The 21,091-nt window shown below is 60.4% G+C and carries 23 protein-coding genes; 15 read left to right on the top strand and 8 right to left on the bottom strand.

Annotated features, from left to right (window positions below; translation table 11 throughout):
• Positions 1-85: 85 nt before the first annotated feature.
• Together PH558_RS10325 and PH558_RS10320 are read right to left on the bottom strand one after the other, a co-directional pair.
• Positions 86-1,642, bottom strand: a complete 1,557-nt coding sequence (locus PH558_RS10325) for an MDR family MFS transporter (RefSeq protein WP_285204038.1) — start codon at positions 1,640-1,642, stop codon at positions 86-88.
• Positions 1,639-2,088 (bottom strand): MarR family winged helix-turn-helix transcriptional regulator, encoded by a 450-nt coding sequence (locus tag PH558_RS10320; RefSeq protein WP_285204037.1) that lies wholly within the window; start codon positions 2,086-2,088, stop codon positions 1,639-1,641. Before PH558_RS10320 ends, PH558_RS10325 begins: the two co-directional genes overlap by 4 nt.
• Before the next feature lie 149 nt (positions 2,089-2,237).
• Here PH558_RS10320 and PH558_RS10315 point away from each other — a divergent pair, with 149 nt between their 5' ends.
• On the top strand, positions 2,238-2,711 hold the full coding sequence (locus tag PH558_RS10315; RefSeq protein WP_285204036.1) for a BA14K family protein: 474 nt from the start codon (positions 2,238-2,240) through the stop codon (positions 2,709-2,711).
• A gap of 75 nt (positions 2,712-2,786) precedes the next feature.
• Here the strand turns inward: PH558_RS10315 and PH558_RS10310 are convergent, their stop codons facing one another.
• A complete protein-coding gene (locus PH558_RS10310; RefSeq protein WP_285204034.1) occupies positions 2,787-3,707 on the bottom strand; it encodes an oxidoreductase in 921 nt (306 codons plus the stop codon).
• A gap of 217 nt (positions 3,708-3,924) precedes the next feature.
• Here PH558_RS10310 and PH558_RS10305 point away from each other — a divergent pair, with 217 nt between their 5' ends.
• The 3 genes from PH558_RS10305 to PH558_RS10295 all read left to right on the top strand — a co-directional run bounded on the left by PH558_RS10305 (position 3,925) and on the right by PH558_RS10295 (position 6,370).
• Entirely contained in the window at positions 3,925-4,572 is a 648-nt protein-coding gene (locus PH558_RS10305) for a class I SAM-dependent methyltransferase (RefSeq protein WP_285204033.1), read from the top strand.
• A 59-nt stretch (positions 4,573-4,631) separates the two neighbouring features.
• The gene (locus tag PH558_RS10300; protein ID WP_113406749.1) at positions 4,632-5,276 is read left to right on the top strand and encodes a TetR family transcriptional regulator; all 645 of its coding nucleotides are present in this window, start codon (positions 4,632-4,634) and stop codon (positions 5,274-5,276) included.
• Between the two features lie 212 nt (positions 5,277-5,488).
• Positions 5,489-6,370, top strand: coding sequence for an aldo/keto reductase (locus PH558_RS10295; RefSeq protein WP_285204032.1), 882 nt, complete (start codon positions 5,489-5,491; stop codon positions 6,368-6,370).
• Here PH558_RS10295 and PH558_RS10290 read toward each other — a convergent pair.
• Complete coding sequence (locus PH558_RS10290) at positions 6,367-6,603, bottom strand: hypothetical protein (protein ID WP_285204031.1); 237 nt, start codon at positions 6,601-6,603, stop codon at positions 6,367-6,369. The genes PH558_RS10295 and PH558_RS10290 overlap by 4 nt on opposite strands.
• 317 nt (positions 6,604-6,920) lie before the next feature.
• Here PH558_RS10290 and PH558_RS10285 point away from each other — a divergent pair, with 317 nt between their 5' ends.
• Both PH558_RS10285 and PH558_RS10280 read left to right on the top strand, forming a co-directional pair.
• Positions 6,921-8,225, top strand: coding sequence for an alpha/beta hydrolase (locus PH558_RS10285; protein ID WP_285204030.1), 1,305 nt, complete (start codon positions 6,921-6,923; stop codon positions 8,223-8,225).
• Between the two features lie 172 nt (positions 8,226-8,397).
• On the top strand, positions 8,398-9,435 hold the full coding sequence (locus tag PH558_RS10280; RefSeq protein ID WP_285204029.1) for a 4-hydroxyproline epimerase: 1,038 nt from the start codon (positions 8,398-8,400) through the stop codon (positions 9,433-9,435).
• Between the two features lie 159 nt (positions 9,436-9,594).
• Here PH558_RS10280 and PH558_RS10275 read toward each other — a convergent pair whose 3' ends face one another.
• Together PH558_RS10275 and PH558_RS10270 are read right to left on the bottom strand one after the other, a co-directional pair.
• Positions 9,595-10,029 (bottom strand): RbsD/FucU family protein, encoded by a 435-nt coding sequence (locus PH558_RS10275; RefSeq protein WP_285204028.1) that lies wholly within the window; start codon positions 10,027-10,029, stop codon positions 9,595-9,597.
• Complete coding sequence (locus PH558_RS10270; RefSeq protein ID WP_285204027.1) at positions 10,013-11,260, bottom strand: ROK family transcriptional regulator; 1,248 nt, start codon at positions 11,258-11,260, stop codon at positions 10,013-10,015. The genes PH558_RS10275 and PH558_RS10270 overlap by 17 nt, the downstream gene beginning before the upstream one ends.
• 251 nt (positions 11,261-11,511) lie before the next feature.
• Here PH558_RS10270 and PH558_RS10265 point away from each other — a divergent pair, with 251 nt between their 5' ends.
• The 6 genes from PH558_RS10265 to PH558_RS10240 all read left to right on the top strand — a co-directional run bounded on the left by PH558_RS10265 (position 11,512) and on the right by PH558_RS10240 (position 17,722).
• A complete protein-coding gene (locus PH558_RS10265) occupies positions 11,512-12,537 on the top strand; it encodes a sugar ABC transporter substrate-binding protein (RefSeq protein WP_095433852.1) in 1,026 nt (341 codons plus the stop codon).
• Between the two features lie 172 nt (positions 12,538-12,709).
• The gene (locus PH558_RS10260) at positions 12,710-13,774 is read left to right on the top strand and encodes an ABC transporter permease (protein ID WP_095433853.1); all 1,065 of its coding nucleotides are present in this window, start codon (positions 12,710-12,712) and stop codon (positions 13,772-13,774) included.
• Positions 13,750-14,559, top strand: a complete 810-nt coding sequence (locus PH558_RS10255) for an ATP-binding cassette domain-containing protein (protein ID WP_174718587.1) — start codon at positions 13,750-13,752, stop codon at positions 14,557-14,559. The genes PH558_RS10260 and PH558_RS10255 overlap by 25 nt, the downstream gene beginning before the upstream one ends.
• Positions 14,556-15,188: a nucleoside triphosphate hydrolase gene (locus tag PH558_RS10250; protein WP_285204025.1), complete on the top strand. Its 633-nt coding sequence runs from the start codon at positions 14,556-14,558 to the stop codon at positions 15,186-15,188. The genes PH558_RS10255 and PH558_RS10250 overlap by 4 nt, the downstream gene beginning before the upstream one ends.
• 144 nt (positions 15,189-15,332) lie before the next feature.
• Positions 15,333-16,373 carry a dihydroorotase gene (gene pyrC / locus PH558_RS10245; protein WP_285204024.1) on the top strand — a complete coding sequence of 347 codons (1,041 nt, stop codon included), beginning with the start codon at positions 15,333-15,335 and terminating at the stop codon, positions 16,371-16,373.
• 197 nt (positions 16,374-16,570) lie between these two features.
• Entirely contained in the window at positions 16,571-17,722 is a 1,152-nt protein-coding gene (locus PH558_RS10240; RefSeq protein ID WP_285204424.1) for a GGDEF domain-containing protein, read from the top strand.
• A gap of 39 nt (positions 17,723-17,761) precedes the next feature.
• On the opposite strand, the gene PH558_RS10235 is transcribed toward PH558_RS10240, so the two are convergent.
• Positions 17,762-18,241, bottom strand: coding sequence for an anthrone oxygenase family protein (locus PH558_RS10235; protein ID WP_285204023.1), 480 nt, complete (start codon positions 18,239-18,241; stop codon positions 17,762-17,764).
• Positions 18,238-18,408: a hypothetical protein gene (locus PH558_RS10230; protein WP_285204022.1), complete on the bottom strand. Its 171-nt coding sequence runs from the start codon at positions 18,406-18,408 to the stop codon at positions 18,238-18,240. Before PH558_RS10230 ends, PH558_RS10235 begins: the two co-directional genes overlap by 4 nt.
• 99 nt (positions 18,409-18,507) lie before the next feature.
• Between PH558_RS10230 and PH558_RS10225 the strand changes: the two genes are divergently transcribed.
• The 3 genes from PH558_RS10225 (at position 18,508) to PH558_RS10215 (ending at position 20,987) form a co-directional block, all read left to right on the top strand.
• Entirely contained in the window at positions 18,508-19,158 is a 651-nt protein-coding gene (locus PH558_RS10225; RefSeq protein WP_285204020.1) for a TetR/AcrR family transcriptional regulator, read from the top strand.
• Between the two features lie 126 nt (positions 19,159-19,284).
• Positions 19,285-19,983, top strand: a complete 699-nt coding sequence (locus PH558_RS10220) for an orotate phosphoribosyltransferase (RefSeq protein WP_285204018.1) — start codon at positions 19,285-19,287, stop codon at positions 19,981-19,983.
• Positions 19,984-20,060: 77 nt separating this feature from the next.
• A complete protein-coding gene (locus PH558_RS10215; RefSeq protein ID WP_285204017.1) occupies positions 20,061-20,987 on the top strand; it encodes a carbohydrate kinase family protein in 927 nt (308 codons plus the stop codon).
• Positions 20,988-21,091 lie beyond the last annotated feature (104 nt).

The following is a 21,091-nucleotide window of genomic DNA, read 5'->3' as shown; positions in this document are numbered from 1 at the left end:
CTGACGGCATAATGCTTATGCACTATGGATCTGTCGCTGGATAATCGCTGTACGCGTTGAGGGACTGACGTCCTCTTTGCGTCGATCAACCTTGGCGCTTCATTTCCTGCCCATGATCCGTCGCCAACGGTAATTCCGGCAAGAACAACAGCACGATCAGCGCCAAGGCCACGATGGCCGTGCCCGTCGCGAAAGTCATGGCGATCGCGTGACGATAGAGCGCTATCGCGGCGTCATGCGCCTCCGGGGAGGCGGTGGCGAGCTGCTTCATGCCGGCCTCGGTCAATGAGGAACCATGCATCCCATCGAGGATGCCGCCGGCATTCTGAACGCGATAGGCAAGAATGGCCCCCGAGCCGGTGACGCCGATGAGGCCGCCGAGCGAGCGGAAGAAGGCGAGCGTCGCAGTACCTACACCGCGATGGGCAAGGGGCAGGGCATTCTGCACCGCGATCGTCATTGTGGGCATGACGAGGCCAAGGCCGAGGCCGAGGGCAAAGACCGTCGGCTCGATGATCCAGAAGCCCTGGCTGGTGGCGGCCGCCCAGGCGAGCGCGGCGAAGGCAGCCGTTGCTAGGCTGAGACCGCAGAGCTGCGCCGGCTTGTAGCGCCCGAAGCGATGCAGCAGCACGCGCCCGTTGACCATGGAGGAGATGACCACGCCGATCATCAGCGGGCCGGTGAGCAGGCCGGAATGCGAGGCGCTGACCCCCATGACCATCTGAAAGAACAGCGGAAAGAAGAGGCTTGCTCCTAGCATGCCCATGAACGTCAGAGCGAGCACGATGCAGGCGACGACGAACAGCCGGTTGCGGAAGAGATCGGGCGGCAGCACCGGCTCCGGTTCGCGCCGGATATGCAGGATAAAAAAGACGAAGAGAAGGAACGCGAGGACGGAAAGCCCGAAAATCTCAGGCGAATTCCAGGCCCATTCGTTGCCGCCGAGGGCCAGCACCAGCAGGAAGCTGGTCGTGCAGCTGGTCAGCAGAGCCGCGCCGAGATAGTCGATGCGGCGGCTGCGCGCCTGATGCGGCCGCTTGAGTGCACGGCCGATCATGACGAGGGCGACGGCGCCGATCGGCAGGTTGACGTAGAAGATCCAGTGCCATGACAGGAGATCGGTGATGACGCCACCGGCAATCGGGCCGATGACGCTGCAGATGGCGAAGACGGCCGCGATCGAACCCTGATTGCGCCCACGTCTCGCCGGCGGCACGATATCGCCGATGATGATCTGCGCCAGCGGCAGCAATCCGCCTGCGCCGATCCCCTGGATCGCTCGGAAGATGATGAGCTGCATCAGCGTCTGCGCCATGCCGCTCAGCACCGAGCCGAGAAGGAAGATGAGGATCGCCGCATAGATCATCGGCTTGCGGCCATATTGGTCGCTGAGCTTGCCATAGAGCGGCATGGTGCTGGTCGAGGCGAGTACATAGGCGCTGACCACCCAGGAGAGGTGCGTCAGGCCTCCAAGATCGCTGACGATGCGTGGCAGCGCCGTTGCGACGATACTCTGGTCTATGGCGCCGAGGCCGAGAACGATCATCAGGCCTAGGATGACGGCGCGGATCTCGCGGCGATCGGGCGGGCCGCCTGCCGTCGGAGCGGATGGTGGGACAGCATTCGGACGAGCCGTATTCATTGTCCGATCTCCATGAGCGGTTCGATTGCGACGCGAATGGCATCGCGTTGCTGCGGCGACAATTTGGCGAGTTCGGAGGCGAGCCAGTCGGTTCTGCGCCGTTTCAGGCTTCGGATGATTTCCTCACCTTTCTTGGTCGCCACCAGACCATTGCGGCGGCGGTCGCTCGGGTCCGGTTTCGAACGGGCAATGAGGCCATCCCGCTCCATGGTTTTCACATGACCTGAAATCGTCGGTCCGCGCAGTCTCTCCAGCCGCGCCAGTTCGGCAACGCCGATGCCCGGCTGTTGAATGATGGCGACGAGTAACAAGGCGTGCAGCGGCGACAGCCCGGCCTCGTCGCTCTCGCGCCGCAATTGTCGATGCAGGCGATGAAGGGCAGGACGCAATGCCTCTGCCAGCGCATAGGCTTCCTCGACCCCGTCATGACGGTCGGCTTTGCTCATCGATAGCCTCGTTCGCACATAGATAGATAGGCTTCCTATCTATATCCCTATCGCGCTGCCTGTACTTGCGCAAGCGATAATATTGTGAAAGATTTTCAATCATTGCGCGTTGTTCATCAGTATTACGACTCGATAGGAGGAGAAGAGCTGTGAAACGATTTCTGACAACCGTAACAGTGACTGCCCTGAGTGCCTTGCTTGCGGTTACGTCTTTCGACCCGGTGGCCGCTGCACCGATCCAGCCGCTGATCCAGCCGGTAATCCAGCAGGCGGACAATCAGCCCGCTGGCCTGACTGAAGTTCAATATCGCCACCACAACAGGCACTATCGCGGGCGGCATCGCCCTCATTATCGTCCGCACTACCGTCCGGATCATCGCCCGGGTTATTGGCATGGCCATCGCGGCTATCGCTATTACCGTCCAGGCTACCGGCGGCATGATGGCTGGTGGTATCCGATGGCCGCCTTCACCGCCGGCGCAATCATCGGCGGTGCGGTTGCCCATCCGCCGCGCGGCAGTGCGCATGTTCGCTGGTGTGCAAGCCGCTACAAGACTTATCGTGTGTCGGACAATACCTATCAGCCGACCAACGGTCCGCGCCGTCAGTGCGTCAGCCCGTAATGTGAAGCAGATCGAAATCCCTCTTCGTTTCGCGAAGGGGGATTTCTTTTCAGACCGTCGCGGGAAGGGATGTCTTCAACCGGTCAACTGTTCGGAGACGTCCCACAGCCGCCGCCAGACCGCCTGATCACGGGCATGAGCGGCAATCTTGGCACGCACCGGCGGACCTTTGAGCTCATAGAAACCGTTCGGGCCATACATGGTGCCGCCTTCCGCGGACGGTGCTGTGGCGGCAAAAAGCGTCGGCAAGGCGCCAGCCGCTGCCGATTGCGATGTAAACGGTCCCAGCAGTTTTGTCAGGAGTTCAAGACTGCCCGGCCTGTCTCGGCCCATGCGGGGACCGGTGGTTTGCAGGCCCGTGACGGCATAGCCGGGATGGGCGGCAATGCTTTTAAGCTTCCAGCCTTCGGCGCGTGCGATGCGATCGAGTTCCAGGCTGAAGAGCAGCGTTGCCAGTTTAGATTGGCAATAGGCGGGCCAGGGACGATAGCGCTTGCGCCACTGCAGGTCGTCGAAATTGATCCGGCCGCTGCGATGCGCCAGGCTGCTCACCGTGACCACTCGCGGATTTTCCGCCGCAGAAACCTTTGGCAGCAGCCGCATCGTCCAGGCGAAATGGCCGATATAATTGGCGCCCATCTGCATCTCGAAACCATCTTCGGTCTCGTGCCGGTCCGGGATGGCCATGACGCCGGCATTGTTGATGAGCAGGTCGATATGCGGCAGCCTATCGGCGATGCGGGTTGCCGTGCGCGCGACGGAATCGAGGCTGGCAAGATCGAGCGCTTCGAATGTCACGTCTGCGCCCGGTGTTGCTGCACGGATCCTGGCGAGTGCCTCATTGGCCCTGGCCTCGTTGCGCGATGCGATGACGACCGCGGCGCCGGCCCCTGCCAGAGCCTTCGCTGCCTCGTAGCCGATACCGCTGTTGGCGCCGGTGATGACTGCAATACGGCCCGTCTGTGGCGGAATATCTTTCACTGTCCAGTCTGGCATTGCGGTGCTCCTGTGGAGAGATTTTGGCGTTGCCCATTGTATCTGGTGATTTCTATACTAAATGCAAGTTTGCAATAAATGAAAATATGTAAGTGCAAAATATGCAATGATGCTTGCATATCAATGACTTTCGACGGTCTAGCGGCGCTGTATGCCTTCGAATTGCCACGCTGTTCGGCCCTCATCAAATCATGTGACCGAAGATTGGATTTGCGGAATGACGACCAAGACCTCATGCGCTGATTTCGTGCAGTTCTTCCGCTCCTGGGTGAGCAATCCCATGCGCGTTGCCGCGGTGGCGCCCTCCGGTGAGAGGCTGGCAAGGCTGATGACCCAGGAGATCGAGCCGTTCGATGGTCCGATCCTCGAGCTCGGTCCGGGCACCGGCGTATTCACGCGGGCGCTGCTGGCGCGAGGCATCCCCGAAAGTGCGCTGACACTCGTCGAGTTCGGCGAGGAGTTTGCCGTCCGCCTGCGCGAGCGCTTCCCCGAAGCGCGGGTGGTGCATATGGATGCAGCCAAGCTTGGCCAATGCGGTCTTTTCGACGACGAGCCGTTCGGCGCCGTCATCAGCGGCCTGCCGCTGCTGTCCATGCCGCCCTCCAAGGTGGCTGCCATCGTCGGCGGCGCCTTCGAAACGATAAAGCCGGGAGGAGCTTTCTATCAGTTCACCTACGGCCCGCGCTGTCCGGTGCAGAAACCGATCCTTGAAAGCCTGGGGCTCACGGCAAAGCGCATCGGCGGTACGGTGCGCAACATTCCACCGGCCGGCGTCTACAGGATATCGCGGCAAAATCCTCTGGAGCTCTCGATTGCTGGCTCCAAATATCGTAGCACCGGAGAGAATGCCGGAATCAGCGCTTAGGCGCCCGAAGCCGGCAAGGCCGATTTGGGGCGGCCCGAAGTGAGTTCCGGGGGTAGCGGATGGCGAAAAAGCCGGATGTCGATAGCGCGGTGAAGGAAGGCCGGCGCGAACGCAAGCGTCGTCAAACCCGCGAACGCATCGAGTCCGCCGCCTTGCAGCTGTTCCTCGAGCGTGGCTTCGAGGCCACCACCATCGAGGACATCACGGAAGCTGCCGATGTTTCCAAGCGCAGCTTCTTCGATTATTTCCCCAGCAAGGAAGATGTGGTCGCCGCCTGGCAGGATGGTTTTGCTCGCGAGCTGATCGGCGCGGTCGCGGCGCAACCCGAAGATGCTTCGATCGTCGACGTCATCGAGAGGGCTGTCAATTCTGCCCTTCGTGCTGTCATCGCCGATCCGCAGAGCCTTGCTCTGGCTGCCCTGATTCACAATACGCCGACGCTTCAAGCCCGCGACCAACTGAAATACGCCAAGCTGGAGAAGAAGCTTGCGGATGCACTGTTTGCCCGCGGCAGCGGCAGCCAGGAGGAGCGTCTTCGCCTTGGCATGCTTGCGGCCGCGGTCGTGACGATGCTGCGCATCGGCAGCGAGCGCTGGATGCAATCTCCGCAGGATGTTTCCGTAGAGCAGTTCGCTCGTAACCTCTTCGATGAGCTTTGGGCCACGCTTACCGATCTCGGCAAACAGGTGCAACGGCGTACATGACTGCACCAGGCTAGACCAAGGGAAACCGCCCTGATCGGTGGCGGCGCATCGCGTATCGATGCATTGCATATGCCGCGATGCAGACCCATCTAGTATCGGGTCGCGACTGTATCTCTCCCTCGCGAAACCCTCGATTTGCCCCTCGAATCTCGGCTCCCCTCGGATGCCGGAAACGCCAGCTACATTTCAGATCAGCAAAAGGGACTATAACCATGTCAGAATTCGACGCAGCCAGGTCCGGTCAATTCAAGATCGGCGGTGACCTTCCTGTTCATCGTCTCGGTTTCGGCGCCATGCGCATTACCGGCGCCGGTATCTGGGGTGAGCCAGAGGACCATGACGAAGCCGTCCGCACGCTGAGGCGCCTGCCGGAGCTCGGCATCAATTTCATCGATACCGCAGATTCCTATGGTCCTGATGTTTCCGAGCGTCTCATCAAGGAGGCGCTCCATCCCTATGGCCACGGCCTTGTGGTTGCGACCAAGGGTGGTCTTACCCGAACCGGACCGAATGTCTGGGTGCCCGTTGGTCGCCCTGAATATCTGATCCAGCAGGCGCACAAGAGCCTGCGCAACCTCGGTGTTGATCGCATCGATCTCTGGCAGCTGCATCGCATCGATTCCAAGGTGCCGGCGGCGGAGCAATTCGATGCCGTGAAATCGCTGCTAAATGACGGCATCATCCGTCATGCGGGCTTGAGCGAAGTGACCGTTGCCGACATCGAAGCCGCATCGAAGCATTTCAAGGTCGTCACGGTGCAGAACCGCTATAACCTGGTCGATCGCACCAGCGAAGACGTGCTCGACTATTGCGAGAAGCACGGCATCGGCTTCATCCCGTGGTTCCCGCTGGCCGCCGGCGATCTCGCCAAGGAAGGCTCGCTGCTCGACACCATCGCGAAGAAGCACAATGCCGCTCCGAGCCAGATCGCGCTTGCATGGGTGCTGAAGCGCAGCCCTGTGATGCTGCCGATTCCCGGAACGGGCAAGGTCAAGCACCTCGAAGAAAATACCGCCGCGGTCGATATTATTCTGTCCGACGAGGAGTTTGCGGCGCTCGATGCCGAAGGCAAGAAGGCCTTCAAGGCAGCCTAAATCGAAATTCGCTTGTCCGGTGGGCGGTGGCTGACCGGACAAGCGTCGGCGAGAGCGCCTTCCCATGCAGAAACGCCGATCACAATCATGTGAATCTCAGGATTAGGGTCGATAACGACTGCAAAATAGGCGTTGAAACGCTCAGAGCGCCAGCGGTATGCGATATTTTCGGCGCCTGAGAAGAAAGCGATGCGCTCAGCGCATTGCTGCATTGCGAAAGCTGGTCTGTTCATCCCCATCCGCTCGTTATATCTACTCCCTCGAAGGCAGCGCACTCCTCCTCCCAGCGCTCCTTCAATGATTGGCAACACTCCTCCTCCTCCCAGTTGCCAATCCGGATCAAGAGCCCGATGCATCCTCCTCCCGCATCGGGCTCTTTTTTTATTTTCAGCCAGATCATCAGTTAGCGGTGTTGGGCGATTGCGTTGCGCCTTTGCAATGTTATCGCGAATTAGCATTGCGTCATGAGCCAAAGAACCGCTGGAGTCGCTTGCGCCGTGGACATGCATGCGTAGAGTGGCGCGACGTTACGGCGGTAAGGAAAGGTTGCATGATGCAGCGCATGGCAGGTTCGGACCGATGGGGAAAGCTGTTTTTCCGAACTATAGCTGTCGTTGCGACATTGTCGTTGGCCGCATGCGGCCGCCCCATCGGGGTTATGCAGCCCATCAGTGAAAATGTGCCTGGCACATCCAAGGTCGACCTGCTCGTTGCCACGACGCGCCTGCCGGACAGGGATCCGGCCATCTTGTTTTCGGGCGAGCGCGGTCCCGGGCTCAAGGTGGATGCCGTCAGCGTCTCCATTCCGCCGGAGGCCAATCGCAAGGTTGGTCAGGTGCAGTGGCCGAGCCGTCTGCCAGGCAATCCGTTGAAGAATTTCGTCACGACGGCCGTCAAGCCTTTGGCGACGGAGGCGGACGGGCGTGCCTGGGTGCATGCGGAACTGCCGAAAAACAAGCGGGTGCTGATCTTCGTACATGGCTTCAACAACCGCTATGAGGATGCCGTCTACCGCTTCGCGCAGATCGTTCACGATTCGCATGCCGATGTCGCGCCGATCGTGTTCACCTGGCCGTCGCGCGCCAGCATTTTCGACTATGCCTACGACAAGGAAAGCACCAACTATTCCCGCGACTCGCTGGAAGAGCTGCTGCGCCGGGTTGCCGCCGATCCTGCCGTCGGCGATATCACCGTCATGGCGCATTCGATGGGCAGCTGGCTCGCGGTCGAATCGCTGCGGCAGATGGCGATCCGCAACGGCCGCGTCGCGCCGAAGATCAAGAACGTCATTCTCGCTTCGCCCGATCTAGACGTCGATGTCTTCGGAAGGCAGTTCGCGGCACTCGGCAAGGACAAACCGCATTTCACGCTGTTCGTCTCGCGGGATGACCGTGCTCTTTCGCTGTCGCGGCGCATTTCCGGCAATATCGACCGGCTCGGTCAGATCGATCCCACCACCGAGCCCTATCGCAGCGAGCTGGAAAAACAGGGGATCACCGTGCTGGATCTCACCAAGCTCAAGACCGGCGATGGCCTCAATCACGGCAAATTCGCCGAGAGTCCGGAAGTGGTGAAGCTGATCGGCGCGCGGCTGATTGCCGGCCAGACTATCACCGATTCCGATGTCGGCATCGGCGATGCCGTCGGCGCGGTCGCCATGGGCGCCGCCCAGACGGTCGGCAGTGTCGCGGGTGCTGCCGTCAGTGCTCCGATTGCCATTTTCGATCCTCGGACGCGGGCGAATTACGGCGAGCAATGGCGTCGCGTCGGCGCATCGGCGAACAATACCGTCGGCTCGCTGGGCGATAGCGTGGAGGCGACGGGCAACAATGTCGGCGACGCATTGAAGCAATAGCGCTTTCACAGCAAGTTCTCGGCGGTGGCGGTTCAGCGCCGCCGCAAAATGCCATAGTCATGCTGCTCGATCTGATATATCAGAGAATTGCGCATGGCGCTGGCTCGCTTTACCCGCCAGAATACCCGCATTGGGCGGCGGCATGACGCAACGTCTGATGGGAGCCTGTGAAATGAGATGGAAGCGCACGATCCAGCTGCTGGATGTCCACTGCGAAGGTGAAATCGGCAAGGTTGCCATTGGCGGCGTCCCGAAGATCCCAGGCAACAGCATTGCCGAGCAGCTGCATTGGCTGAACACGGATCCGAAAGGCCAGGAGCTGCGCCGGTTCCTCGTGCTGGAGCCGCGCGGCGCGCCGATCGGCTCCGTCAATCTGCTGCTGCCGGCCAAGCATCCCGAGGCCGATGCCGGCTTCATCATCCTGCAGCCCGACCAGGCGCATGCAAGCTCCGGCTCGAACTCCATCTGCGTGACCACGGCGCTGCTGGAATCCGGCATCGTCGAGATGAAGGAGCCGGAAACTGTCGTCACGCTCGATACGGCCGCCGGCCTCGTCCGTGCGACTGCGACCTGCCGCGACGGCCGTTGCGAGAAGGTGCGCCTGACCATGGTGCCTTCCTTCGTACATGAACTGGATGTCGAGCTTGAGACGCCGCAATGGGGCAGGATCAAGCTCGACCTCTGCTATGGCGGCATCTTCTATGCACTCGTCGATGTCGGTCAGATCGGCTTGAAGATCGAAAAGGCCAATGCAGCCGCCCTCGTGCAGGCCGGCATGATCCTCAAGGATGCGATCAACCGGGCGATGACCGTGGTTCATCCGGAAATTCCGGCGATCTCGGGCGTTGCCTATGTCATGTTCCGCGATATCGACGCCGATGGCGCCATCCGCACCTGCACGACCATGTGGCCTGGCCGCGCCGACCGCTCGCCCTGCGGCACCGGCAATTCCGCTAATCTGGCGACGCTGCATGCTCGCGGCAAGGCCAAGGTCGGCGATATCTTCAAGTCCCGTTCGATTATCGGTTCGGAGTTCGAGGTCGGCCTGCTGGCGGAGACCGAAGTGACCGGCAAAGCGGCCATTATCCCGACCATCACCGGCCGCGGCTTCACATTCGGCTTGAGCCAGGTGGCGCTTGATCCGTTCGACCCAATGGCGGAAGGTTTTGCCATGACGGATGTCTGGGGGCCTTCGGCGGGCGATATTTGAGGGCCAAGCAATACGCCTCGATCAGTTGGCGAGTTCCGGCCCTCTCCCTCTCGTCTGAGCAATTTTCTGGAAGGAAGGCTGTGGTTGCGCCCATCTCCTTCTCCCCGCAAGCGGGGAGAAGGTGGCCGAAGGCCGGATGAGGGGCCTTTGGAGAGTTCTTTACACTTTCGGATAAATCACACCCTTGCGCAGAATGATATTCCCATAGAGCCGCGGCTCGCTGGTCTGGATCAGCGCATGCGCACGCTGCACCCGCTCGTAGAATTCCGCCGGCAGCAGCGGCACGACCTTGATCTCGGGCGCATGCCGGGCGCAGCACTCGATCATCTCCGCATGAACGGGGTCGAGGGCATCGCGATCCTGCTTGACGGTCGCCCGGAATATCGCCTGCGGCACGAAATCGTCGATCGGCAGCACGCTCAGCACAGCATCGAGCACGGGAATGACGCCGTGACCGTCGAGGCGGATGAGACGGCGGCCATGTTCGAGACCGGGATAATTGCCGTCTACGAGGGCGATCTCGTCGCCGTGGCCCATGGCGCGTAGCGTCGCCAGAAGTTCCGGGCTCAACAGCGGGTCAATGCCCTTCAGCATGCTCAATCTCCTTGAAAAGAACGTTCTGGTCGATGAGGTAGCGCGCGAAGATCGGCAGGCTGGCGCCGCCGATGGCGCGTGCCTGCGGCCCCACGGCGCCCTCGATGATCTCGGGCATGACGACACCTTGAAGATCCAGTTCCGCCGCTGCCTTGATGGTTGCGCGCACCACGCGTTCCCGCACCCAGCCGGGAAAGCCGCCATCGATGACGGCGGCGCTGAAATCGAGAACGGAGGCGGAGGCGACGATCGCCTGTGCGAGAGCCTTGGCCGTATCCTGGATCCAGATCTCCAGCGGTTCGCCGAAATCGATCCAATTATCAGCCGAATACCAAAGAGGGCGTGGATCGAAACCATGATCCCGCAATAGGTTTTCCAGCACGAAGATCGAGGCGATTTCCAGAAGCTGACGGTTCTCGCCGTTGCGGCCGCGCACGGGCAAGGGGCCGAGTGCGCCGGCCGTGCCGGTCCGGCCAACAAAGACGGACGAATTCAGGACGATGCCGCCGCCGAGGAACGAGCCGATGAAGAAATAGACGAAATCCGGATAATGGGGGCCGACGCCGAAGACCAGTTCGGCACCGCAGGCGCTGGTAGCGTCGTTTTGCAGAAAGACGGGGTAAGACACACGCGAGGCGATTTCGGCTCTTAGATCGAAGCCTCGCCAGGCATCCATCGCTCCTGGCGGCGCGCCGACCTGCTCGGCCCAATTCCAGAGCTCGAACGGTGCGGCAACGCCCATTCCCGCGATCTTGCGGCACTGCTCTTCGCTGAGGCGCCCTTCCAGTTCCTTAATACCGGCCGCGACGAAGGTGATGATGTCCTGCGGCAGCGGATAGGGGTAGATCTGATGGAGTTGCATCCGGATGCCGCCGACGAAATCCATCAGCACGAGATCGGCGCTGCGCCGGCCGATCTTGATGCCAAAGGAGAGTACGGCGTCCGGATTGAGCCGCATCGGAATGGAAGGCTGGCCGACGCGCCCGCGAACCGGTGCATCGCGGGATAGCAGCCCGTCCTTTTCCAGCTCCCGCATGATGACGGACACCGTCTGCGCCGAAAGCCCGCTCCGCCGCGCGATATCGGCCTTCGAGAGCGCGCCGTGACGGCGCACGAGCGACAGCACGAGCCGTTCGTTATGGGCGCGCACGCCAAGCTGGTTCGCGCCCCCGGAAGGGTCGAGAATAGCGGGTGTTGTGGGTGTGTCCTCCGGGTCGTGCACGAGAGACATGGGCCTGCTCCTTCCATCATGGCCATGCCTTATTTTCTTCAAGAATGCCACATCGAATTAATAATTCAATCCGATTTATTTATTGACAGGTGGATTTCTTTAGGGTCTGATATTGGCCGTCGAGGATGTGCACATAGCCTTGGAGGAGGTCCACCGAAAACAATCCGACAGGCTTGGCGTATCTTTAACCGGGTTCGAAGTGAGCCCGCGACAGCCGGAGGGTCCGGCTTTTCAAACATCGGGAGGATTGAATGAAGAAATCCGTTATTTCCGCAGCCGTTGCAGCCCTGGCGCTTGGCGTTGCATTTGCCGCACCTGCAAAGGCTGCCGGCGTATCCGCTTGCCTCATCACCAAAACCGATACCAATCCCTTCTTCGTCAAGATGAAGGAAGGCGCGACCGCCAAGGCCAAGGAACTCGGCGTCACGCTGAAGTCCTATGCCGGTAAGATCGATGGCGACAGCGAAAGCCAGGTTGCCGCGATCGAAAGCTGCATCGCAGATGGCGCCAAGGGCATCCTGATCACTGCATCCGACACCAAGGGCATCGTTCCCTCAGTCAAGAAGGCACGCGATGCCGGCCTGCTTGTTATCGCGCTCGACACGCCGCTTGAGCCGGCTGATTCCGCCGACGCCACCTTCGCAACCGATAACCTGCTCGCCGGCAAGCTCGTTGGCCAGTGGGCCAAGGAAACTCTGGGCGACAAGGCCAAGGATGCCAAGATCGGTTTCCTCGACCTGACGCCGTCGCAGCCATCAGTCGACGTTCTGCGCGACCAGGGCTTCATGATCGGCTTCGGCATCGACCCGAAGGATCCGAATAAGATCGGCGACGAAACCGATCCGCGCATCGTCGGCCATGACGTCACCAACGGCAATGAAGAGGGCGGCCGCAAGGCCATGGAAAACCTTCTGCAGAAGGATTCCAGCATCAACGTCATCCACACGATCAATGAACCGGCCGCAACCGGTGCCTATCAGGCCCTGAAGGCCGTCGGCCTCGAAAAGCAAGTGCTGATCGTATCGATCGACGGCGGCTGCCCCGGCGTCAAGTCGGTCAAGGATGGCGTCATCGGCGCAACCGCTCAGCAGTATCCGCTGATGATGGCGGCCCTCGGTGTCGAGGCGATCAAGAAGTTCGCCGATAGCGGTGAAAAGCCGAAGCCGACGGAAGGCAAGAGCTTCTTCGACACCGGTGTTTCCCTGGTGACGGACAAGCCGGTCTCGGGCCTGAAGTCCATCGACACCAAGGAAGGCTTGAACAAGTGCTGGGGCTAAGCCCCTCACGAATGTGATATAGTCCCTTCGGGAGCCGCGTCATGCGTCTGCGGGCGCGGCTCTTTTACAGGGAGAAGACAATCGAAACAGTCACGTCGGTCGGGTTCAGATCCTGGCTGGCCCCCAACAGCCGGCGGTTTCCGCGCATATGCGCGGTGGCGGAGGAATAATTATGTCCGGAGCACAGGAATTCGAACGTGTTCTCGACGGCAGCGACAAGAATGTCGCTTCGTTCGAGCACAACGATGTCTCTCTATTGAAGCGCGTGCAGCACTTTCTGCATTCGACGCCGGCGGCGGTGCCGCTGATCGTCCTGGTGCTGGCGATCGTGATCTTCGGCATCACGATCGGCGGGAAGTTCTTTTCCGCCTATACGCTGACGCTCATCCTGCAACAGATCGCCATCGTCGGTATTCTCGGCGCGGCCCAGACGCTGGTCATCCTGACCGCCGGCATCGATCTCTCGATCGGCGTCATCATGGTCATCTCCTCGGTCGTCATGGGCAATGTCGCCGTGACATACGGCTTGCCGACACCGGTCGCTATCGTCGCCGGCATGGTGGTGGGCGGGATCTGCGGGCTGCTCAACGGTTTCCTGGTTGCCAATATGAAGCTGCCGCCGTTCATCGTGACGCTCGGCACATGGAATATCGTCATGGCGACGAACTTCATCTATTCGGCCAATGAAACCATCCGCGATACCGATGTCGATGAAAAGGCGCCGCTGCTGCATCTGTTCGCTGCGAGCTTCCGCGTCGGCGGTGCCGTGCTGACCCTCGGCGTCATCGCCATGGTGCTTCTGGTCATCGGCCTTTGGTATGTCCTTAATCACACGGCCTGGGGCCGCCACGTCTATGCCGTCGGCGACGACCCGGAAGCTGCAAAACTTGCCGGTATCCAGACCAAGAAGGTTCTTCTCGCGGTCTATGGCGTTTCGGGACTGATTGCAGCGCTTGCCGCCTGGGTCTCCATCGGCCGCAATGGCTCGGTCTCCCCGTCTTCTGCCGTGACCGATTTCAATCTTCAGGCAATCACCGCAACCGTGATCGGCGGCATCTCGCTCTTCGGCGGCCGCGGCTCGATCCTTGGCACGCTCTTCGGCGCCATGATCGTCGGTGTCGTCTCCATGGGCCTCAACATGCTCGGCGCCGACCCGCAGTGGAAAGTGCTTCTGACCGGCGTGCTCATCATCGGCGCCGTCGCGATCGATCAATGGATCAGAAAGGTATCGGCATGACCACGACCGTCGAACCCATCCTCACTGCCCGCGGTCTCGTCAAGCGCTACGGACGCGTGACCGCGCTCGACAATGCCGATTTCGATCTCTATCCCGGCGAAATCCTCGCCGTGATCGGCGACAACGGCGCTGGGAAGTCTTCGCTGATCAAGGCGATTTCCGGTGCGGTCACTCCCGACGAGGGCGAGATCAAGCTGGAAGGAAAGCCCGTCCACTTCCGCTCGCCGATGGAGGCGCGCGAGGCCGGCATCGAAACGGTCTATCAGAACCTGGCCCTGTCGCCGGCGCTCTCGATCGCCGATAACATGTTCCTCGGCCGCGAAGTGCGCAGGCCCGGCATTCTCGGATCCGTTTTCCGCATGCTCGACCGGCCGGCCATGGAAAAGCGCGCCCGCGACAAGCTGACCGAACTCGGCCTGATGACGATCCAGAACATCAATCAGGCGGTGGAAACGCTTTCCGGCGGCCAGCGCCAGGGTGTCGCCGTCGCCCGTGCCGCCGCCTTCGGTTCCAAGGTCGTCATCATGGACGAACCGACGGCCGCACTCGGTGTCAAGGAAAGCCGCAAGGTTCTCGAACTCATCCTCGATGTGCGTGCGCGCGGCTTGCCGATCGTCCTGATCTCGCACAATATGCCGCATGTCTTCGAGGTTGCGGATCGTATTCACATCCATCGCCTTGGACGACGCCTGACCGTCATCAATCCCAAGGATTATTCGATGTCCGATGCTGTTGCTTTCATGACCGGCGCCAAGGCTCCGCCGGTTGAGAATGTTGCTGCATGAGTGCTTCTCTTGACGATGTTGCCGGCGAGATCATCGCCCGCGCCGGCAACGCGAAACGCTTCCTGGTCGCGATTGCCGGCCCGCCCGGCGCCGGCAAATCCACCCTGGCCGATAATGTCGCCAAGGCGCTGAAGGCGAGGGGTGAGAGCGCCGAAGTTCTGCCGATGGATGGCTTCCATATGGACAATGCCGTCCTGATCGAGAAGGGACTTTTGAAGCGGAAGGGCGTGCCTGACAGTTTCGACGTGCGCGCCTTCCTCGATATCGTCAAGGCCGTGCGTGCCGCCGATCAGGAGGTTCTCGTACCGGTCTTCGACCGTTCGCGGGAGATTGCGATCGCCTCTGCCCGCATCGTCTCGGCCGATCATCGCTTCATCGTCATCGAGGGAAATTATCTGCTGTTCAGCCAGGGAAAATGGGCGGAGCTGGAAGGCATGTTCGATTATTCGATCATGCTCGCCCCGCCGATGGAAGTGCTGGAAGAGCGCCTGTGGGCACGCTGGCGGGGCTACAAGCTCGATGAAGAAGCCGCCCGGGCCAAGGTTTATGGCAACGATCTGCCGAATGGCCGGCTTATCCTCGAGAACCGCCGCCGGGCGGACGCTACCTTCGATATCGTGCAGGATTGAGCTCGCCCATCATTTAACCGCCGTCGCGGATTGTTTTGCGAGGGCGGATGGTGCTATCGAAGCGCGATATCAAAGAGCACAATCCCGAAGAGGCCGAGACGGCTTTCAGACAAGATCGCGCTCACATTTCCAGAGGTCGCGCCCATGCAAAAGCTCACCATCCGCCGTCCTGACGACTGGCATCTGCATTTGCGTGACGGAGCCATGCTGGAGGGTGTGATTGCTGATACCTCCAGGCATTTCGCCCGCGCCATCATCATGCCCAATCTCGTGCCGCCTGTGGTAACAACGGCGGATGCGACAGCCTATCGCGAGCGCATCCTGAAAGCACTGCCGGCGGGCGATCGGTTCGAACCGCTGATGACGCTTTATCTTACCGAACACACCAATCCCGACGACGTTGAAGAAGGCAAGAAGAGCGGCCTTATATCGGCCATCAAACTCTATCCGGCGGGTGCGACGACCAATTCGCATGGCGGCGTGCGGGATCTCAACAAGGCAATGCCGGTGCTGGAGCGCATGGCGAAGATCGGCCTGCCGCTCTGCGTTCATGGCGAGGTCACGACGCCAGACGTCGATATTTTCGATCGTGAAGCCGTCTTCATCGAAACCGTGCTCGATCCGTTGCGCCAACGCCTGCCTGAACTGAAGGTCACCATGGAGCATGTGACCACCGCGGACGGTGTGGACTACATCAAGTCGGCAAAGGCAAATCTCGCCGGCTCCATTACGACGCATCACCTGATCATCAATCGCAATGCCATCCTCGTCGGCGGTATTCGCCCGCATTATTACTGCCTGCCGGTCGCCAAGCGCGAAAACCATCGTCTGGCCTTGCGTGCGGCCGCAACCAGCGGCGATGCCAGGTTCTTCCTCGGCACGGATTCGGCGCCGCATGTTGATCCGCTGAAGGAATGCGCCTGCGGCTGCGCCGGTATTTATACGTCGATCAACACCATGAGCTGCCTTGCGCATGTCTTCGAGCAGGAAGGTGCATTGGACAGGCTTGAGGCTTTTGCTTCGCTGAACGGTCCGGCCTGGTATGGCCTGCCGGTCAACGAGGATAGCATCACGCTCGTACGCCGGCCGGAGGCTGTAACCTTCCCGGCAAAGATCGAAACTGGCGCCGGTCCGGTCACCGTTTTCGACCCGATGTTCCCTTTGCACTGGGATGTCGAGATCTAATTTTAGTTTAATCTACATAAGAAAAATAAATATATAAGACTGTATTGCGGCACTCAATTGGTGTATGCCGCAATTTTGAACGTATATTTTGTTGAAACACATTTTCTTTATTATTTGCCGTAACTAATTTGATACCCTTGGCGGCCTAGCGTGGCAGCAATCCCCTGCGGTAGAAATCAAACCGTTGAAAGAGCATGATGCTGGTCGATTACAACTCGCTTCTTCTGGCCCTCGGTGTCTCCGCCTCATGTCTTGCGGTCACCTTGGTCGGAAGCTGGTTTTCGCGTCGGCCCGATACCTTTCTCCTGACCTGTTCCGCCGGCCTTGTGCCTCTCGTTGGCGGCATCTTCATCTACGGTTCCTACGTCGACACGCCGCGCCCGATTTTCGCAATTCTGACCTTCGTGCTGTTCTTCATCGGCTTCGCGGCGATCTGGGCGGCGGGTTATCAGTTCCGCAAGCGCCGTTTTTCCAAAATCCGCTTCGCCCTCGGTTGCCTGGTGGGCATAGCAGCATCGGTCGGGCCGATGCTGGCGGGTTATGACGGGCTGGCCTTCATCGGTGACAACCTCGTCATTTGCGTTCTTCTGCTTCTGACAGCGCGTGAATATTGGCTGAGCCGGCGCGAGGCGCCGACGCCGCTCTATGGCATCACCGCGCTTTACACGCTGACGGCGATTTCCTTCGCGCTATGCGCGGCCGTATTGATCGCCGACGGCAAGCTGGTGCTCGGTCACGCGCCCAACAATTGGGCGGAGGATTTGAGTCTCGCGATCTGCATTGCCGGAATGACCGGGATCGGGGCGTTGTCGCTGGCCCTGCATCAATGGCGTCAGGCCGCCTTTCACCGTCAGGAGGCGATCACCGACTCCCTGACCGGGCTGCTCAATCGCCGCGCGCTGTTCGATCTCTACGGCCGCCGGTCCTTCGGTGCCTCGATGGCCGTCATCATCTTCGACATAGATCGCTTCAAGACGATCAACGATCAGCATGGCCATGCCGCCGGCGATCTCGTACTCAAGCTTTTCGGCGAGGAACTTTCCTTCGGCTTGCGTTCTTCCGATACTGTGGCCCGTCTTGGCGGCGAGGAGTTCGCGCTCGTTCTCGACAATGCCCTGCCGGGCCGTGCGGAGCAGGTGGCAGAGCGGGTACGCGATGCTTTTGCGGCACGAGTGGTCAGCATCGAAGACAAATCTTTCGCCTGCACCGTCAGCGCGGGCGTCGCGACCGGCACGGCCGAAGGGCTCGGTTTTGACGATGTGCTTCGCGCCGCCGACAAGGCGCTCTACGAGGCGAAGCGAAACGGCCGCAATCGTGTGGAGGTCGCAGCCTATCTGCGGGCGGTCTAGCCCGACGTTTGGCTGGATGTCCAACTAATTCCCCAACTTTCAGAACAGGGCCTTCACGAAGGCGCATGCGGCAAGAAGCGATGCGACTGTGCGCACATAGTTCCACTGCATCCAATCGCTGAGAAAGGTCACCCACAGCTGTGCTGCTTCTGCTGTATGGCCATCGACCTTGTCGAGCGCGTCATTCAGCGGAACGTTGAACACGATGGTCGAGAGGAAGCTGGCGACGATATAGAGCGCAGCTCCCGCCAGCATCATCACGCTGACGCTGCCCCGCCAATAGATGATGGCCATGGCGGCGATGAAGACCGACAGCGCTGCCGTCAGCAGGAACAGCACGATGAAGGGCGAGCGCACGATCGTCGTGTTGATCGATTGCATGGCGGCGATCCCCTGATCGACGGGGAGGCGGGCGAAGGCCTGCATGATGAAGGTCGAAAAAGCGAAGTAGACGCCGGCGAGAAGCCCGCTGCAGAGCGCTGCGATGACGAGGGCGATGTTCGTGATCGGAAAGGTCATGACTGGGCACTCCAGATGCCGGTTGCGGCGGTTTGTCGGACGTAAGCTGAAAAGTCTTTGGCTTGTCCGCCGAGGATCTGGCTGTCGCCGTTCATGACAGGCGAGCCGCGCAAGCCCTCTGCCGATGTTCCCAATCCACCGATGATGGCAATTGTCCAGGTCTGCATTTCGAGCTCCTCCAGCGTAAAATGTGATAAATTCTCTCATTTGCGAAATGTGATAAACTCTCTTATATTGCTTGTCAACGGACACAGGCAGGGAATGGCATGACGCAGAAGCCGACCGCGAGGCGCAGGCGCAGCAAGGACGAGGCGGGCACACCGCGACGCATACCCAGCCAGCAGCGCGGCCGCGAACGCGTCGACTTGATCCTTTCGGTAGCATCCGATCTGATTGCCAGGAACGGCAGCGACGCGCTGCGCATGGGCGAGATCGTCGAAAAAGCGGGCGTTTCCTTCGGTTCGCTCTACCAATATTTTCCCGACAAGACGGCGATCATCCGCGTGCTGGCGGAGCGTTTCAACGAGCAGGGCCGGCAATGCGTCGAGGACGAGCTGGCGGCGATCAAGAGCCGCGACCAGCTCCAGTCGGCCCTTGGCCGCATCGTCGACGGCTACTACGCCATGTTTCTGGAGGAGCCCGTCATGCGCGACATCTGGCACGCCACCCATGCCGACAAACTGCTGCAGCAGATCGATGCCGGGGATATGGAGTGGCATTCGCAGGCATTTCTGACTGTCCTCAAACGCCTTTGGCCGGAACATGACCAGGCTGAATTGGCCAGAACAGCCCGATTGACCATGCAGCTGGTCGCCGCTGCCGTCCGCTACGCGATCTCGATCGAAAGGGAGGAGGGCGACAAGGTTATGGCGCTGTTCAAGGCCATGTTGCCTGCCGACCTCGGACTCGTGCCGTAGGCTGCTGAGAGCCGCCCTTGCCCTGCAGCCGCGGCTATGCCTGCAAAACCTTCTATACGTCTGGAAACTCGGGCCGCTTGCTGCTATTGCCGCTGGAACATTAGCGCTCGCGAAGGAGGCCCCTGCATGACCCAGATGATATTTACTGATCGCACTGTCATGGCTGAGCTGATGGCCAGGATGCTTTGGGAGATCAAGGCAGTCCATTTCAATGCCGACAAGCCCTACAAGTTCGCGTCTGGCATGGCGAGCCCGGTCTATATCGATTGCCGCAAGCTGATTTCCTATCCGCGTATTCGCTCGACGGTCATGGACTTCGCCGCAAGCCTCATCGTTCGCAATGTCGGCTTCGAGCAGTTCGATTGCGTCGCCGGCGGCGAGACGGCGGGCATTCCCTTCGCCGCCTTCCTGGCCGAGCGCCTGAACCTGCCGATGATCTATGTACGCAAGCAGCCGAAGGGCCATGGCCGCAACGCCCAGATCGAAGGCGACATGAAGGACGGCGCCCGCGTGCTCGTTATCGAGGATCTGACGACGGCCGGCGGCAGCATGTTCACCTTCATCGACGCGATCCGCGCAGCCGGCGGTATCGTCGATCATGGCATGGCGCTGTTCTATTACGGCATCTTCCCCGAGGCGGTCGAACGCTTTGCCAACCGGAAAGTCAGCCTGCAATACATCACGACCTGGCGCGAAGTGCTCGCCGTCGCCAAGGAGCAGAAGCTGTTCGACGACAAGACGCTGGAAGAAGTCGAGGCCTTTCTCAATGCGCCGCTCGCCTGGTCCGGTTGGAATGGCGGCATTTCGAAGCTGCCGACAAACTGACGCTTTGCTTTTGCATTGAATCTATCTAATCGATTTATGTAACTGGATAAGACAGACGCGCTCTTTGGGAGGCCGGAATGATATTGTGCTGTGGCGAAGCTTTGATCGACATGCTGCCGCGGGATACGACGCTGGGTGAGAAGGGCTTTGCCCCTTACGCCGGCGGCGCGATCTTCAACACTGCGATCGCGCTTGGGCGCCTCGGCATTCCCACAGGCTTCTTCACCGGCATTGCCGATGACATGATGGGCGAAATCCTGCGCGATACGCTGTCGGTCTCCAAGGTCGATTTCAGCTATTGCGCCATTACTCCGCGTCCGAGCACGATTGCCTTCGTCAAGCTCGTCAATGGTCAGGCGACCTATGCCTTCTACGATGAAGGCACGGCCGGCCGCATGATCACTGAAGCCGATCTCCCGACGCTCGGCAACGATTGCGAAGCACTGCATTTCGGTGCGATCAGCCTTATCCCCGATCCCTGCGGCGCAACCTACGAGGCGCTGATGAAGCGCGAGCATCAGAGCCGCGTCATCTCGCTCGACCCGAACATCCGCCCGGGCTTCATCAAGGACAAGGCAGCTCATATGGGTCGCATCAGCCGGATGGCCGCCATGTCCGATATTCTCAAATTCTCCGATGAGGATCTGGAATGGTTCGGCATATCTGGCAATCACGACGAACTCGCCAACCATTGGCTGAACCAGGGCGCCAAGCTCGTCGTCATCACCAAGGGTGCTGAGGGGGCGACAGGCTATACCAAGTCGCTGAAGGTCTCGGTGCCGAGTGAACGCGTCACCGTTGTCGATACGGTCGGCGCGGGCGATACCTTCGATGCTGGCATTCTGGCATCGCTGAAGATGAACAACCTGCTGACCAAGGCGCAGGTGGCATCGCTGAACGAGAAGGCGTTGCAGGATGCGCTGGCTCTGGGCGCCAAGGCTGCGGCGGTCACGGTGTCGCGCGCGGGTGCAAATCCGCCCTGGGCAAGTGAGATCGGTCTTTGATCCAACCCTCCCATTGAGGGGGAGGGTCGGCACATAGTGCCGGGGTGGGGTGATCCTTTAAATCACTAACGCGGAGAGCCTAGTCACCCCCACCGGCCGCTTTG

Origin of the sequence: Rhizobium pantanalense (assembly GCF_030182525.1) — a bacterium.
Lineage (GTDB): Bacteria > Pseudomonadota > Alphaproteobacteria > Rhizobiales > Rhizobiaceae > Rhizobium.
This window is presented reverse-complemented; position numbering and strand designations above follow the sequence as displayed.

Excerpts from the sequence above, each read along its gene's own strand:
- PH558_RS10325 (WP_285204038.1), bottom strand. The coding sequence starts at position 1,642 with ATGAATACGGCTCGTCCGAATGCTGTCCCACCATCCGCTCCGACGGCA.
- PH558_RS10320 (WP_285204037.1), bottom strand. The coding sequence starts at position 2,088 with ATGAGCAAAGCCGACCGTCATGACGGGGTCGAGGAAGCCTATGCGCTG.
- PH558_RS10310 (WP_285204034.1), bottom strand. The coding sequence starts at position 3,707 with ATGCCAGACTGGACAGTGAAAGATATTCCGCCACAGACGGGCCGTATT.
- PH558_RS10305 (WP_285204033.1), top strand. The coding sequence starts at position 3,925 with ATGACGACCAAGACCTCATGCGCTGATTTCGTGCAGTTCTTCCGCTCC.
- PH558_RS10300 (WP_113406749.1), top strand. The coding sequence starts at position 4,632 with ATGGCGAAAAAGCCGGATGTCGATAGCGCGGTGAAGGAAGGCCGGCGC.
- PH558_RS10295 (WP_285204032.1), top strand. The coding sequence starts at position 5,489 with ATGTCAGAATTCGACGCAGCCAGGTCCGGTCAATTCAAGATCGGCGGT.
- PH558_RS10290 (WP_285204031.1), bottom strand. The coding sequence starts at position 6,603 with ATGAACAGACCAGCTTTCGCAATGCAGCAATGCGCTGAGCGCATCGCT.
- PH558_RS10285 (WP_285204030.1), top strand. The coding sequence starts at position 6,921 with ATGATGCAGCGCATGGCAGGTTCGGACCGATGGGGAAAGCTGTTTTTC.
- PH558_RS10280 (WP_285204029.1), top strand. The coding sequence starts at position 8,398 with ATGAGATGGAAGCGCACGATCCAGCTGCTGGATGTCCACTGCGAAGGT.
- PH558_RS10275 (WP_285204028.1), bottom strand. The coding sequence starts at position 10,029 with ATGCTGAAGGGCATTGACCCGCTGTTGAGCCCGGAACTTCTGGCGACG.
- PH558_RS10270 (WP_285204027.1), bottom strand. The coding sequence starts at position 11,260 with ATGTCTCTCGTGCACGACCCGGAGGACACACCCACAACACCCGCTATT.
- PH558_RS10265 (WP_095433852.1), top strand. The coding sequence starts at position 11,512 with ATGAAGAAATCCGTTATTTCCGCAGCCGTTGCAGCCCTGGCGCTTGGC.
- PH558_RS10260 (WP_095433853.1), top strand. The coding sequence starts at position 12,710 with ATGTCCGGAGCACAGGAATTCGAACGTGTTCTCGACGGCAGCGACAAG.
- PH558_RS10255 (WP_174718587.1), top strand. The coding sequence starts at position 13,750 with ATGGATCAGAAAGGTATCGGCATGACCACGACCGTCGAACCCATCCTC.
- PH558_RS10250 (WP_285204025.1), top strand. The coding sequence starts at position 14,556 with ATGAGTGCTTCTCTTGACGATGTTGCCGGCGAGATCATCGCCCGCGCC.
- pyrC (WP_285204024.1), top strand. The coding sequence starts at position 15,333 with ATGCAAAAGCTCACCATCCGCCGTCCTGACGACTGGCATCTGCATTTG.
- PH558_RS10240 (WP_285204424.1), top strand. The coding sequence starts at position 16,571 with ATGCTGGTCGATTACAACTCGCTTCTTCTGGCCCTCGGTGTCTCCGCC.
- PH558_RS10235 (WP_285204023.1), bottom strand. The coding sequence starts at position 18,241 with ATGACCTTTCCGATCACGAACATCGCCCTCGTCATCGCAGCGCTCTGC.
- PH558_RS10230 (WP_285204022.1), bottom strand. The coding sequence starts at position 18,408 with ATGCAGACCTGGACAATTGCCATCATCGGTGGATTGGGAACATCGGCA.
- PH558_RS10225 (WP_285204020.1), top strand. The coding sequence starts at position 18,508 with ATGACGCAGAAGCCGACCGCGAGGCGCAGGCGCAGCAAGGACGAGGCG.
- PH558_RS10220 (WP_285204018.1), top strand. The coding sequence starts at position 19,285 with ATGACCCAGATGATATTTACTGATCGCACTGTCATGGCTGAGCTGATG.
- PH558_RS10215 (WP_285204017.1), top strand. The coding sequence starts at position 20,061 with ATGATATTGTGCTGTGGCGAAGCTTTGATCGACATGCTGCCGCGGGAT.